The organism is Salipiger sp. PrR007, from assembly GCF_010499845.1.
Taxonomy (GTDB): Bacteria; Pseudomonadota; Alphaproteobacteria; order Rhodobacterales; family Rhodobacteraceae; genus Salipiger; species Salipiger pacificus_A.
The window spans coordinates 1-12,924 of record NZ_JAAGOZ010000083.1 but is presented as its reverse complement, the minus strand read 5'-3'; the positions used below and the strand labels follow the sequence as shown (position 1 = coordinate 12,924).

Sequence of the window (12,924 nt, the reverse complement as noted above, 5' to 3'; positions counted from 1 at the left end):
TGCCCGGGCCAGGGAGGGCCCCTAAATGTGCCCCTGTCGACGCGGCAACGCGTTCAAGGATTTTTTCGGGGTGTTTCTCCTCCTCCCTCAGCCCCGGAAATCGGCGGCGGCCCTTCTCCTCCTCCCTTGGGGCCGCCGCATCCTCCCTTCCTCCACAAGCTTCCTGATAGGCGCGCGCCGCCAAGCGATCTGGCTTTCGCCCGCCCGCGCGCATATGCAGACATCACGCACCGTCAGTTCAGCCCTGCAGGAGGTCCGCATGTCCCATATCGTTCTCGTCGCCACCGGTGGCACAATTGCCTCCTATGCCAAGACCGAGGGCGGGGCCGTCACCGCCGGGCTGAGCGGCGACAGGCTGCTCGAAAGCCTGCACGCACCACTGCCTGGGATCACCGTCGAGGTCGACAACATCGAGGCCGCGGGCAGCAACGCGCTGACGCTCGAGACGATTTACAAGCTCTGCCGCCACATCGACGCGCGACTGGCCGAGCCCGGGGTCGATGGCGTCGTCGTCACCCATGGTACCGATACCATGGAGGAGAGCGCCTTTCTCGCGCGGCTGCTGGTCAGGTCCGATAAGCCAGTGGTCTTCACCGGCGCACAGCGCCACGCGGGCCAACCCGATACCGACGGGCCACGCAACATGCACGACGCGCTGCTCTGCGCGGCGGCGCCCGATCTGACCGGCGTGGGCGCGGTCATCGTCTTCGAGGGCGAGATCCATGGCGCGCGCTACGTCAGCAAGGTGCACAGCTCGCGCGTGGACACCTTCCGCTCGAACGGCCATGGCAAGCTGGGCGAGATCGACGAGGGCGAGGTGCATCTCTACACGCGCCCGGCGCGCCCGCGCGAGGTGATCGACGCGCCGTCGCTGGACCCGAACGTCGAGCTTATCGCGCTCGGGCTCGGCAGCACGCCGCGCTACCTCGAATGGTGTGCCTCGAACGGCGTCTCGGGCGTGGTGATCGAGGCCTTCGGGCGCGGCAATGCCCCCAAGGGCTTTGCCGAGGTCTGCCGCAAGCTCGTCGCGGCGGGCATCCCGGTGATCCTTGCCACCCGCTGTCCCGAGGGGCGGACCCGGGCCATCTACGGCGCCGACAGCGGCGGCGTGACGATGGTCGAGGCAGGGGCGATCCTGTCCGGTGATCTCAGCGCCGCCAAGGCTCGCCTGCTGCTCGCCGCGCTGCTGCCGCTGCTGCCCGAGCGGGCAGGGCGGATGGAGGCTATCGCCGAGGCACTCGCGAAGGTCTGAGCCTCGGCCTCACGGGACGGCGGCTCCGCCGCGACGTCCGTGCCCGCCGAAACTGGCGCTGCGGTTTTTCGGAGCAGGGAGACTGCTGCCCCGGCCCTGGGGGACCGGGATGAATTTGTGAGATTTCAGAATCCTCTTTCGGAGCGCGACGGACCGCCGCAGGCGCAAGGTCAGCGGCTACGAATCACCTGACCCAGCCGCGCCCTCTGGTTAGACTGCCGATGCAGGAGGGACCTCGGCGGCGGCACCGGCTGGACCAACGGCCCGCGTTTTCGCCCGCTGCCCTGCCTTGTCCCGCGCAAGGATGCTCATCCTATGGGAGAACTGACATGGACGGAAACGACGTCGATACCGGGGGAAAATGCCCGGTGATGCACGGCGGTCTGACCGAGAGCGGAACCTCGGTCACCAGCTGGTGGCCCAAGAGCCTGAACCTCGACATTCTGAGCCAGCACGATTTCAAGACCAACCCGATGGGGCCGGACTTCGATTACCGTGAAGAGCTGAAATCGCTCGACGTGGAGGCGCTGAAGGACGACCTGCGCGCCCTTATGAAGGACAGCCAGGAGTGGTGGCCCGCCGACTGGGGCTCCTACGTCGGCATGTTCGCCCGCGTCGCCTGGCACGCCGCAGGCTCCTACCGCCTCGCCGACGGTCGCGGCGGGGCCGGCACCGGCAACCAGCGCTTCGCGCCGCTGAACAGCTGGCCCGACAACGTCAACACCGACAAGGGCCGCCGCCTGCTGTGGCCGATCAAGAAGAAATACGGCAACAAGATTTCCTGGGCCGACCTGATGATCCTCTCGGGCACGATTGCCTATGAGGTCGCGGGCCTGAAGACCTTCGGATTCGCCTTTGGCCGCGAAGACATCTGGCACCCGGAAAAGGACGTCTACTGGGGCGCCGAGAAGGAATGGCTCGCGCCGTCCGATGGCCGCTACGGCGACCTGGCCGATCCGGCGACCATGGAGAACCCGCTCGCCGCGGTGCAAATGGGCCTGATATACGTGAACCCCGAGGGGGTGAACGGCCAGCCCGACCCGCAGAAGACCGCCGAGCAGGTCCGTGAGACCTTCAAGCGCATGGCGATGGATGACGAGGAAACCGCGGCGCTCACCGCCGGCGGCCACACCATCGGCAAGTGCCACGGCAACGGCCTTGCGGAAAACCTCAGTCCCGACCCCGAGGGCGCCGGCCCGGAGTACCAGGGCATCGGCTGGATGAACACCAAGGGCCGTGGCATCGGCCGCGACACGATGGTGTCGGGCATCGAGGGCGCCTGGACGTCCAACCCTACGCAATGGGACATGGGCTGGTTCGACATGCTCTTCGGTCACGAGTGGGAGCTGAAGAAATCCCCCGCCGGGGCCTGGCAGTGGATGCCGGTGGACATCAAGCCAGAGGACATGCCCGCCGACGTCGAGGATCCCTCGATCAAGTGCATGCCGATCATGACCGATGCCGACATGGCGATGAAGGTCGACCCGATCTACAATGCGATCTGCCAGAAGTTCATGGCCGATCCGGAGTATTTCGCTGACACCTTCGCCCGCGCCTGGTTCAAGCTGACCCACCGCGATCTCGGGCCGAAAGCGCGCTACATCGGCCCCGACGTGCCAGCCGAGGATCTCATCTGGCAAGACCCGATCCCCGCAGGTGCCACAGGTTACGACGTGGCCGCGGTAAAGGCAAAGATCGCGGCTGCCGGGCTCACGGATGCCGAGATGATCTCTACCGCCTGGGACAGCGCCCGCACCTTCCGCGGCTCGGACATGCGCGGCGGTGCCAATGGCGCGCGCATCCGTCTTGCCCCGCAGAAGGACTGGGAGGGCAACGAGCCCGACCGCCTGGCCCGTGTGCTGTCGGCGCTAGAGCCGATCGCCGCCGAGACCGGCGCCTCGATCGCCGACGTGATCGTGCTGGCAGGCAACCTCGGGGTCGAGCGGGCAGCCAAGTCCGCGGGCGTGGAGCTGGAATTGCCCTTCGCGCCGGGCCGCGGTGACGCCACCGACGAGATGACCGACGCAGGCAGCTTCGATCCGCTCGAGCCGCTGGCCGACGGCTTCCGCAACTGGCTCAAGCGGGACTACGCGGTCTCGGCCGAGGAGCTGATGCTAGACCGCGCACAGCTCATGGGGCTGACCGCCCCCGAGATGGTGGTGCTCTTCGGCGGCATGCGGGCCATGGGCACCAACCACGGCGGCACCAAGCACGGCGTCTTCACTGACCGAGAGGGCGCGCTGACCAATGACGTCTTCGTCAACCTCGTGGACATGGGCTACACTTGGGTGCCCGTGAGCGGCGGCCTTTACGAGATCCGCGATCGCAAGACCGGAGAGGTCAAATGGACCGCGACGCGGATGGACCTGGTGTTCGGCTCGAACTCGATCCTGCGCGCCTACGCCGAGGTCTATGCCCAGGATGACAACGCTGGCAAGTTCGTTGCCGACTTCGCCAAGGCCTGGACCAAGGTGATGAACGCAGACCGCTTCGACCTGAAGTGAGGCCGCGCGGAAGTTGAGGAAAGGCCCGCACGTGACAGATGTGCGGGCCTTTTTTATACTGCTCAGATCAGAAAGCCGCCCTTGCTTCCTGGGAGACGTACCCCGGAGAGGGCCGCAGGCCGGGGTCAGAGCCGTTTTTTTAAAGATGGCGGAGCCCGCGCATCGCCGTGGTAGGTGTCAGCCCTGACCCGCCCGTGCCTTGAGCCGGTGCAGAACCTCCTCGCCGACGGTTTCGCCCTCGAAGCGATGCCAGCGCTCCAGCAGCGGCTGGCCCGAGTTGCGGCAATGGTGCGCCATGGCGGCGCGCGCCGCCCCGGCATCCCGCGCGACCAGGGCGTCGACGATGGCGACATGCTCGTCGCGGGAGAAGCGCGCGATGTCCTCGGCGTTCTGGCGGTTGTTGAGGCGCGTCCATTCCGGGTAGCGCTGGCGGGCGTGCCAGAAATCCTCGACCATCGTGACAAAAAGCGAATTGCCGGTGGAGCGCGCGATGACGAGGTGGAACTCGCGGTCATGGGCCTCGATCCGGTCGAAGGGCAGGCGGGTGTCGCACATGCCCTCGATGCAGCGGGTCAGCTGCGCGATTTGCCCGGGGGTCACGGTGCTGGCGGCGATGGCGGCGATCTCGGGCTCGATGACGAAGCGCGCCTCGACCAGTTCGAAGAACCCGGGCAGGCCCGGTGTCTCGGGGTGCGTCTCATCCTGCGCCATGGGCAGCGGGTCGGCCACGAAGGCGCCGGCGCCGTAGCGGGTGACGACATAGCCCATCAGTTCGAGCGCGATCATCGCCTCGCGCACCGTCGTCCGGCTGACCCCGAGTTGGGCAACCAGATCCTTGTCCGCGGGCATCTTGGTGCCGGAGGCGAAGTCGCCGGCGCGAATGCGCGCGGCGATCTCCTCGGCCACCAGCCGATATCGCGGGGTCTGGACGATCGGGGTCAGCATGGCGGGTCTCGATCTTGGCCTCAGGCGGGGGCTTTGGCTTTTGGAAGGTCATCTTCCATGTAGTAGCGCACGTTCTCCTCGAATCTCGCATCCGCTTCAAGCCCCAGCGCGAGCGCCTTGTCGAAACGGTAATCGTAGCGCCAGCCGCGCACGATGTCGGCGATCTCGGGTTGCTCCTCCCATTTGATCAGCTTCGCCGGCTCCGGCCCGGCCACGGCGGTGAGCGCATCGATCATCTGGCGGATGGACAGGCGCTGGCCGGGCATGGTCATGCAGCGCTGCATCCCCAGGTCCTCGGCGTCGAGCTCGGCGCCCTTGATGAGGTTTTCGACGCACCGCTTTGGCGAGAGGTAGAAATGCTCCTGCCCCTCGTCCACCGGACAGATCGCCGGCTCGCCGTTCAGCGGCTCGCGGATGATCGATGACATGAAGGAGGAGGCCGCGCGGTTCGGCTTGCCCGGGCGCACCGAGATGGTCGGCAGGCGGAAGCCCCGGCCGTCGACGTAGCCCTTGCGCGAATAGTCGTTGAGAAGCAGCTCGCCGATCGCCTTCTGCATGCCGTAGGAGGTCTGCGGGTTGGGGATGGTGTGATCGGTGATCGGGTCGGGCACCTCGCCGCCGAAGACCGCCAGCGAGGAGGTGAAGACCACCACCGGGCAGGTGCCGAGCGCGCGGCAGCGTTCCAGCACGTTAAGCGTGCCGTCGAGGTTGACCTTCATGCCGGCCTCGAAATCGGCCTCGGCGTGGGACGAGACGACGGCGGCGAAGTGGAAGATCACGTCGGTGTCGTCGTCGATGAGCGCGTCGATCGAGGCGCGGTCGGTGATGTCGCAGGCGCGGGTCTCGACGGGGAAGGGGGCCTCGACGGGCTCGGGCGCGGCGATGTCGGCCAGCGTCAGCTTGTCGATGGGCGCGTCGCGCAGGTTGCCGCGGGTGGCGAGGCTTTGGGCGACCTTGCGGCCGATGAAGCCGCCGCCGCCGATGATCAGAACGTTCATCCCGTGTGTCTTTCCGTATCTCTGGGGTGGGAGCGGGCGGCGCCGTGGGGCCGCCCGCCTGGGGGTGCCGTTGCCGGCTCAGTTCGCGCTGTCTTGGCCGAGGCCGATGCGCTTGAGGAAGGTCTTGTGGCTTTCCACCATCGCCTTGGCTTCCGGGGTTTTCTCGGCCCAGACATCCCAACGGCTGATCGCGGCCTCGCGGAAGGCGGCGCGGTCCTCGGCGGACCAGTCGTAGATCGTCACGCCCTTCTCGGGCAGCTCGGTCAGCGCCTCGCCGTTCTGCACGATGGTGCGCATCATCAGGTTCATGGCGAGCGTGTCCATCGCCGCCTTGAGGATTTCCTGCTGCGCCGGCTCAAGTCCGTCCCAGACGGTCTTGTTGCAGGCAAGGTGATCCGAGCTCATCGAGTGGAAGCCGGGGAAGGTGGTGTGCTTGGCGATGTCATAGATGCCGAGACCGACGTTGTTGGCCAGCGTCGAGGCGTCGGCGCCGTCGATAATGCCGGTTTCCAGCGCGGTGAAGATCTCGGTGAAGTCCATCACGACCGGGGTCGCGCCCAGCTCGGCGAAGATCTCCGATTCCATCCCGGGCGGTGAGCGGAACTTCCAGCCCTTCAGATCCTCGATCCCGGCGATGGGCGCGGTCGAGTTCATCGACTCCTGCCCGCCCAGATAGGCGCCAACGAATTCCATGCCGTTGGCATTGTAGAGCTCGTTGATTGCCTCGCGGCCGCCACCCTGCGAGATCCAGCTCAGGTACTGCAGGGGCGTGTCGTAGCCCCCCATCGTGTCGGCGACGAACTGGAACGCCGGGTTGAGGCCGGTCTGGTAGCTGGCGTTGGTCATGTCGCAATCGAGGATGCCCGTGGCGGCGGCGCCGAAGGTTTCGGCCGAAGCGACGACGGCGGAGCTGTAGAACATCTCGATATCGAGCGAGCCGCCCGACATGGTCTCGACCTGATCGACGAAGTCGCGCACGAGCTGGCCCGAGACCGATTCCGGCGACTGATGGGTCTGGATGCGCAGCGTGGTCTGAGCGTTCGCGGCACCGGCGAGCAGCGTCGCGCCAGCCAGAACGGCGACAAGTTTCTTGGACATGAGGTTCCTCCCTGTAAATCGTCCTCCGACTCCATCGGTAGCAAGACAATCGCCAGATTGCCAGACAATCCGACAATGCGCGCACTGACTTTGCGGAGACATGCCGGTCGCACCCGTCGTTCACAGGCTCGTAGGGGCGGTCCAGAATACTTGACTGTAACAGTCAACCATCCTAGGCAGGTGCGAACTGCGTGCCCTGCCGCAGAGCCACGGAACCCGCGGGTCCGAGCCAGCCCATCGACATTTCACGCGGCAAGCCCGCGTCTTCAAAGGAGGACTTCCATGTCCCTTGTCACGGCACTTCGTTCCGGCGTCTGCGGGATCGCGCTTTCCACCCTGATCGCCGGCGCCGCGCTCTGTGATCCCTTCGCCGGGCTCGCCAAGGGCTTCGACGGCAAGATGATCGCCGACGGTCTCAACCGCGCCCCGATCACCGCGGGCAGCACCGCAGAGGTGCGCGGAAAGGGCTTCCTGCCAGGCCAGAGCGTCACCTTGCGTCAAAACGGCGCGGTGCTGAACGCGCAGGCCCCGGTGATCGCCGACGGCGAGGGCGCGTTCCGCACCGAGGTCAGCATCCCCGAGGGCGCTGAGCCGGGCCTCTACCCGGTGGTCGCCGAGATCGCCGATCCGGCCTATGCGATGACTTTCGATCTCAAGGTCTCTCCGGTGCTGCCCGACAGCGGCGCGCTAGAGTTCACCTCGCAGAAGCTGGCACCGGGTCTCTACCAGGTCGCCGCGGGGAATGATGCGCTTTACGTCACCTCGGCCGTCGGCCGCCCGCCGGTGACTGAGAGCAAGCTGATGAAGCTCGACCCGCAAACACTGGAAATCCTTGCCGAAGCCACGCCGCAGGACGCACCCGACGGCCCGGACGGGCGCGACGGCGGGGTCTTCGCGGTCTACGGCGTGGGTGTCGATGCGCAGGGGCAGGTCTGGGTGACCAACACGCGGCAGAACACCGTAGCCGTCTACGCGGGAGAGGACCTGTCGCTGGTCAAGCAGTTCGAGGCCGGCGCGGTGCCGCATCCCCGCGATGCTCTGGCGCATGACGGCAAGGTCTATGTCACCGCGACCTTCGAGCCGACGATCCACGTCTTTGATGCGGCAACGCTGGAGGAACTGGCGCCCATCGAACTGAGCTCGGGCAAGCGCGGCGCCGATTTCGCCACGGCGAGCATGCATATCGACGCGGCGAGTGGCACGCTCTACGTGGTCAGCCTCGAAACCGACGAGGTCGCCGTGGTCGATCTTGCGTCGGGCGAAGAGACCTCGGTCTACCCGCTGCCGCTGTCGAAGCGCACCATCGGGGTCGCATATGATGCCAAGTCCCACCGCATCTTCACCGCCGGGGTGAACACCGACAACGTGTTGATCGTCGATGCCGCCACTGGCGAGACGCTGCACGACGTGCCGGTGGGCGCGGGGCCGCTGAACATCGCCTTCGACACGGTGAACGATCTGGCGTGGGTTGCGGTGCGCGGCTCGGATTCGCTGGTCGCCGTTTCGCCCGACGGCGAGGTCGTGGCGAAGGCGCAAATCGGCAGCTTCCCCAACCACCTGATCGCCGCGGCGGACGGCGGTGTCTTCGTGGTCAACAAGAGCAGGGGTCAAGAGGATGCCACCGGCGATCACATCAGCCGCGTGACGCTGAAGCCCTGAGGGCAGGGCCCTTGCAAGTAGGGAACCGGCAGCGCTTCGGCGCTGCCGTCTTTCGTCTGGCCGGGCGGCTCAGCCCGTCCGCACCCGCCGTGCCCAAAGGTGGGTAAAGAGCATGATGACCAGCCAGCCCACCAGCAGCAGCGGTTGCCCCGCAAAGGCCAGCGGCAGCACTGCGAGCCCGTAGAAGATCGGAATCAGGTCCGAGCTCGACCAGCCGTCACGCAGCAGGTCCGGCAGCAACCCCGCCGCGCTGCCGAAGAGACCGGCCACCAGCGTCGCAAGCACCGAGCCGATGAACCCAAGGATGAAGCCGCCGAGGCCGCTGCGTCCGAACATCCCGGCAAGAAGCCAGCCCGAGAGCGCGCCGCCGAGCGCCATTGCCAGCAGGTAGCGGAGCATCAGCCCCTTGGGCAGGTCGGCCCAGGTGACACCCCCCGTGGCGACCGCATCCTCTGCCATGAAGGCGGCGATCAGCAGCACCCCGATCAGGGCCATCATCAGGGTCGTCACGTATCTGGGTGATCGTTGGCGCCGTGCCATGGCAAAATCCTCACCTTGTCAAAAGTCGTGGTCGAATATCTTGGTCGAATGCCCTTGAGCGCCGGTCTGCGCTGCACCGCGGAGCGCGCGGCGATGAATCCGCCGTGAGCCTAGCACAGCGAAACCCGTCCGTCGCCCCCGCCGATCACCCTCATCGCATTGGCAGGTCTTGGCAAATCTGCGCCTACGCCGCGCCCGCCCGGCTTGCCCGGTCCGGGGGCTTGCGCCATCATGCCGACGACCCTTGCCCCCCCTTTGCGAAGGCGAGGCGGCAGCCGCAGGGGCCGTGTCAGGCAATGCGGCAGAGCCCGGAAGGAGACGCGACATGCGCATTTTTCGACCCCTGGTCCGCCAGGTCCTCAGACCCGCGGGGATGATTGCCCTGCTCGCCAGCCTCGGAGGGATGCCCGCCATGGCCGAAACCGTCGATCTGCCCGTCGTGGTGCGCCTTGCCGAGGGAGCAAGCCTGCCACACGAGGCGTTGCTCGAGGTGGAACTGCTCGACGTCTCCCGCGCCGACGCACCGGCCACTGTGCTTTCGGCGCACCGCTACCGCATCGACATGCTGCCGGCGATCGTCAAGCTGCCCTACGATGAGGCGCAGATAGACACCCGGATGAGCTACGTGGTCGCCGGCAAGGTCCGCGAGGGCGACACCGTGCTGCTGCGCACCACCACCGCCTTTCCGGCGATCACCCGCGACGCGCCGGCGCGTCCCGAGATCGTGCTTGAGCAGATGGCTGCGGCGCCGGTCGCCGACATGCCCCGCATCACCGGCATCGCATGGGCCGCCTTCGAGATCGGCGGCCGCATGCTGGTGACCGAGGATCCGCCCAGCATGGCCTTCAACGACGATGGCGCCTTTTCCATGTACGGGGGCTGCAACCGCTTCACGGGTCGGGCCGAGATCGGCGACGGCACGCTCAGCATCCTGCAACCGCTCGCGGGAACGCGCCGGGCCTGCCCCGAGCCGCGCATGAAGCTCGATCAGGACATGGTCGCGGCGCTCGAGCAGACCACCGGCTACGTGCGCAACGGCAAGAACCTGAGCCTCACCAATGCGGCGGGTGTCACGGTCCTGCGCCTGACCGAACGCCCGGAGTAGGGCGCACGGCGCGCTACGTCCATCTTCCAAAGGCCCGTCCGCGGGAAAAAAAACCGGGGCTCCGTTGCGTCAATTTCGCTGCGGGGCCTCAAAGCTTCGCAGGGGCTTCCTATATCAGCAGGACCGGTCGATCCGCGCTGACTTCTCCCGACCTATCTGTCCGGGAGGCGCCGATCCGCCCCGAGGAGGCCGAAGACAGACCTGCATGGAAAAACTCACCCTGACCGAGCGCCCGACGTGGCGCGAGAAGGCCGAGGAGCTCGGCTTCACCTTTGCCGACATGCATGGCGAGCCCTATTGGGACGAAACCTCGGCCTATCGCTTCACCCTGCGCGAGATCGAGGATGACCTCGAGGACCCGGCGACCGAACTGCACGAGATGTGCCGCACGGCGGTGGCAGAGATCGTCCAGAGCGAGGACCTGATGACCCGGCTCGGCGTTCCGCACGCCCATTGGGACCTCGTGGCCGAAAGCTGGCAGCGCGGCGATCCCGAGATCTACGGACGCTTCGATTTTGCCTATGACGGGCAGGGTCCCGCGAAACTGCTCGAATACAACGCCGACACGCCCACGTCGCTTTACGAGAGCGCCTCGTTCCAGTGGCTCTGGCTCGAAGACCAGATCGCGGCCGGCGTGCTGCGCGAGGGCGACGACCAGTTCAACGGCATCCACGAGGCGCTGGTCGAGCGCTTCCGCGCGTTGTTCGCCCCCGGCACGGACCTCCACTTTGCCGCCGCCGCCGACAGCCCCGAGGATTACGGCACGGTCGAGACAATGGCCTGGGCCGCGCGCGAGGCTGATCTCGGCGCGCATTACAGCGATTTGGAAAAGCTCGGCATCAGCACCGACGGGCAGTTCATCGATTCCGAGGACCGGGTAATCGGCACGCTCTTCAAGCTCTACCCCTGGGAAGATCTGCTGCGCGACGATTACGCCGACCACCTGCGCACCGCGGGTTGCCTGATGCTCGAGCCTGCCTGGAAGGCGGTCCTGTCGAACAAGGGCCTGCTGCCGGTGCTCTGGCGGATGTTCGAGGGCCACCCGAACCTGCTGCCGGCGTTTTTCGAGGACGAGGTGGCCGAAGCGCTGGCCGGGCGCGAGTCCGGCCCCGAAGCGTTTCAACGCGCATCGGATGTCTTTGCGCAAGGCCATGTCAGCAAGCCCATCTTCTCGCGCGAAGGCGCCTCGGTGCGTATCTTCCAGCAGGGAAAGCTGCTGGAATCCGCGCCCGATGCGGGCTACGAGGAACATCCGCGCGTGGTGCAGGCCTATCAGCCACTGCCGATCTTCGAGGGCTTCCGGCCGGTGGTCGGCGCCTGGATGGTCGGCGCGAGCTGCGCCGGGATCGGCATGCGCGAGGATCGCGCCCGGATCACGCAGGACCTGTCGCGGTTCAAGCCGCATTTCATCCGCGACTGACGCGCGGTCAGAGGGAGACCAAGATGCGTAAACGTTCCAGAACCGTCGCGCTGGCGATTGTCGGCGCCGCGTCCTTCACCCTCGCGGGCTGCCGCGAAGAGCAGGTCGACGCGCAGGCCTTTCCCGACCTCGAGAGTTGCCGCAGCGCCGCGCTCACCGGCGGCTTGTTTTCGGCGCAGGACTGCGACGCCGCCTTTTCCGAGGCCGAGACGCTGCACGTGGAATCCGCACCGCGCTACGACAGCCTGCAGGTCTGCGAGGAACAGCACGGCGAAGGCGCCTGCGGCAGCGAGGCGCAGCAGGTGCAGGGCGGCTCGGGTGGCATCTTCATGCCGCTGCTGGCGGGTTATCTGATCGGCAACATGCTGGGCGGGCGCTCGGGGATGGCCGCGGCGCAACCGCTCTACCGCACGCCCGACGGACGCTTCACCAATGCCACCGGCGCCAGCACCTACTCGAGCAACTCCGGTCGCGCCAAGCTCGGCACCAGCATGTTCTCGAAACCGCCGGCGACGGTCGGCAAGCCGCCGATGTCCCGCGCCACCGTGGCCTCGCGTGGCGGTTTCGGCCGGACCGGGGCAGCCCGCGGCACCTTCGGCGGCTGAGGACCGACCGAGGCAGAAATCCACCCCACGCACAACCCCACGCTGAGAGACCTACGCCGGGCGCACAGCGCCGTCCGCATTTAGGATTAGGTAACTTCCCCAAGGTTATGCTAAGGGTAACTTTCTGCCCCCACGTTGGTTTCCGTGACATTTCCGCTCGGGCAGGGAGATGGCTGTAGGGTTTCTTTGTGTCATTCATGCTGCTGGGCACCGTTTCTGGAACGTGCCTGGAGAGGGAGGAGCATGAACCAGAAGAAGAACGAGACTGACACGGAACGGGCCGTCGCCTCGGGGGGCGGTTTCGTGATTGCAGCGCTTTCGGGAAGCATCGGCGTGCTCGCCGGTCTCGTGCTCTGGGGCGCAGGAGCGCACCCGTTGATCGTGCTCGGGGCCTATCTGATGGCACCCGCCGCGATGATCCTCGCACTTTTCCTGCTGTCTCTGCACCGATCCAGCGCAAGGCACCCGCGCTCGGAAACCGAGCCGATGCCGGTGACCCCTGGACAGGAACGCCGCCAAACCTGACCACGCGCGTCCGAAGTGACGTGCAAATGCCTTGCCGTGTGCCAGGAAAACGGATCCGGCCGCACTTGCGGTCGCGTGACGCATTGTTCTTCGGATGAACGCGCAGGCGCCAACTCCCAGCGTGTCCCTCGGTCCAGAACGCTTTGAACCATTATTAAACAATTATTACCATAATGCTCATTATGCGATCTGTTTATGTAAGCGCCAAGTTAGAATGTCTCACATGAGCAAAGCTGAAGTGTCACACTCCCCTGAATGGGCAGGATTGGAGTG

The 12,924-nt window shown here is 66.4% G+C and carries 11 protein-coding genes; 7 read left to right on the top strand and 4 right to left on the bottom strand.

The features are described from left to right. The first annotated feature begins 259 nt into the window (after nt 1-259). Both G0Q01_RS23570 and katG read left to right on the top strand, forming a co-directional pair. Complete coding sequence (locus G0Q01_RS23570) at nt 260-1,252, top strand: asparaginase (RefSeq protein WP_164189112.1); 993 nt, start codon at nt 260-262, stop codon at nt 1,250-1,252. A 329-nt stretch (nt 1,253-1,581) separates the two neighbouring features. After that, nucleotides 1,582-3,756: a catalase/peroxidase HPI gene (katG, locus tag G0Q01_RS23565; RefSeq protein WP_164189109.1), complete on the top strand. Its 2,175-nt coding sequence runs from the start codon at nt 1,582-1,584 to the stop codon at nt 3,754-3,756. A 177-nt stretch (nt 3,757-3,933) separates the two neighbouring features. Here the strand turns inward: katG and G0Q01_RS23560 are convergent, their stop codons facing one another. The 3 genes from G0Q01_RS23560 to G0Q01_RS23550 form a co-directional block, all read right to left on the bottom strand. Beyond that, nucleotides 3,934-4,701 carry a FadR/GntR family transcriptional regulator gene (locus G0Q01_RS23560; RefSeq protein WP_108969162.1) on the bottom strand — a complete coding sequence of 256 codons (768 nt, stop codon included), beginning with the start codon at nt 4,699-4,701 and terminating at the stop codon, nt 3,934-3,936. Nucleotides 4,702-4,721: 20 nt separating this feature from the next. After that, nucleotides 4,722-5,699, bottom strand: a complete 978-nt coding sequence (denD, locus tag G0Q01_RS23555) for a D-erythronate dehydrogenase (RefSeq protein ID WP_164189107.1) — start codon at nt 5,697-5,699, stop codon at nt 4,722-4,724. Between the two features lie 78 nt (nt 5,700-5,777). After that, nucleotides 5,778-6,797 (bottom strand): TRAP transporter substrate-binding protein, encoded by a 1,020-nt coding sequence (locus G0Q01_RS23550; RefSeq protein ID WP_164189105.1) that lies wholly within the window; start codon nt 6,795-6,797, stop codon nt 5,778-5,780. Nucleotides 6,798-7,079: 282 nt separating this feature from the next. Here G0Q01_RS23550 and G0Q01_RS23545 point away from each other — a divergent pair, with 282 nt between their 5' ends. After that, nucleotides 7,080-8,456, top strand: coding sequence for an ATP-binding protein (locus G0Q01_RS23545; RefSeq protein WP_203595151.1), 1,377 nt, complete (start codon nt 7,080-7,082; stop codon nt 8,454-8,456). A 69-nt stretch (nt 8,457-8,525) separates the two neighbouring features. Here G0Q01_RS23545 and G0Q01_RS23540 read toward each other — a convergent pair whose 3' ends face one another. Then, nucleotides 8,526-8,996 carry a hypothetical protein gene (locus G0Q01_RS23540; protein ID WP_164189103.1) on the bottom strand — a complete coding sequence of 157 codons (471 nt, stop codon included), beginning with the start codon at nt 8,994-8,996 and terminating at the stop codon, nt 8,526-8,528. Nucleotides 8,997-9,321: 325 nt separating this feature from the next. On the opposite strand from G0Q01_RS23540, the gene G0Q01_RS23535 reads away from it, so the two are divergent. The 4 genes from G0Q01_RS23535 to G0Q01_RS23520 all read left to right on the top strand — a co-directional run bounded on the left by G0Q01_RS23535 (nt 9,322) and on the right by G0Q01_RS23520 (nt 12,651). Further along, complete coding sequence (locus G0Q01_RS23535; RefSeq protein ID WP_203595150.1) at nt 9,322-10,101, top strand: META domain-containing protein; 780 nt, start codon at nt 9,322-9,324, stop codon at nt 10,099-10,101. A 205-nt stretch (nt 10,102-10,306) separates the two neighbouring features. Then, nucleotides 10,307-11,521: a glutathionylspermidine synthase family protein gene (locus G0Q01_RS23530; protein WP_164189101.1), complete on the top strand. Its 1,215-nt coding sequence runs from the start codon at nt 10,307-10,309 to the stop codon at nt 11,519-11,521. 23 nt (nt 11,522-11,544) lie between these two features. After that, a complete protein-coding gene (locus G0Q01_RS23525; RefSeq protein ID WP_108969172.1) occupies nt 11,545-12,126 on the top strand; it encodes a DUF1190 domain-containing protein in 582 nt (193 codons plus the stop codon). A gap of 243 nt (nt 12,127-12,369) precedes the next feature. After that, nucleotides 12,370-12,651 (top strand): hypothetical protein, encoded by a 282-nt coding sequence (locus tag G0Q01_RS23520; RefSeq protein WP_164189099.1) that lies wholly within the window; start codon nt 12,370-12,372, stop codon nt 12,649-12,651. The last annotated feature ends 273 nt before the right edge of the window (nt 12,652-12,924 follow it).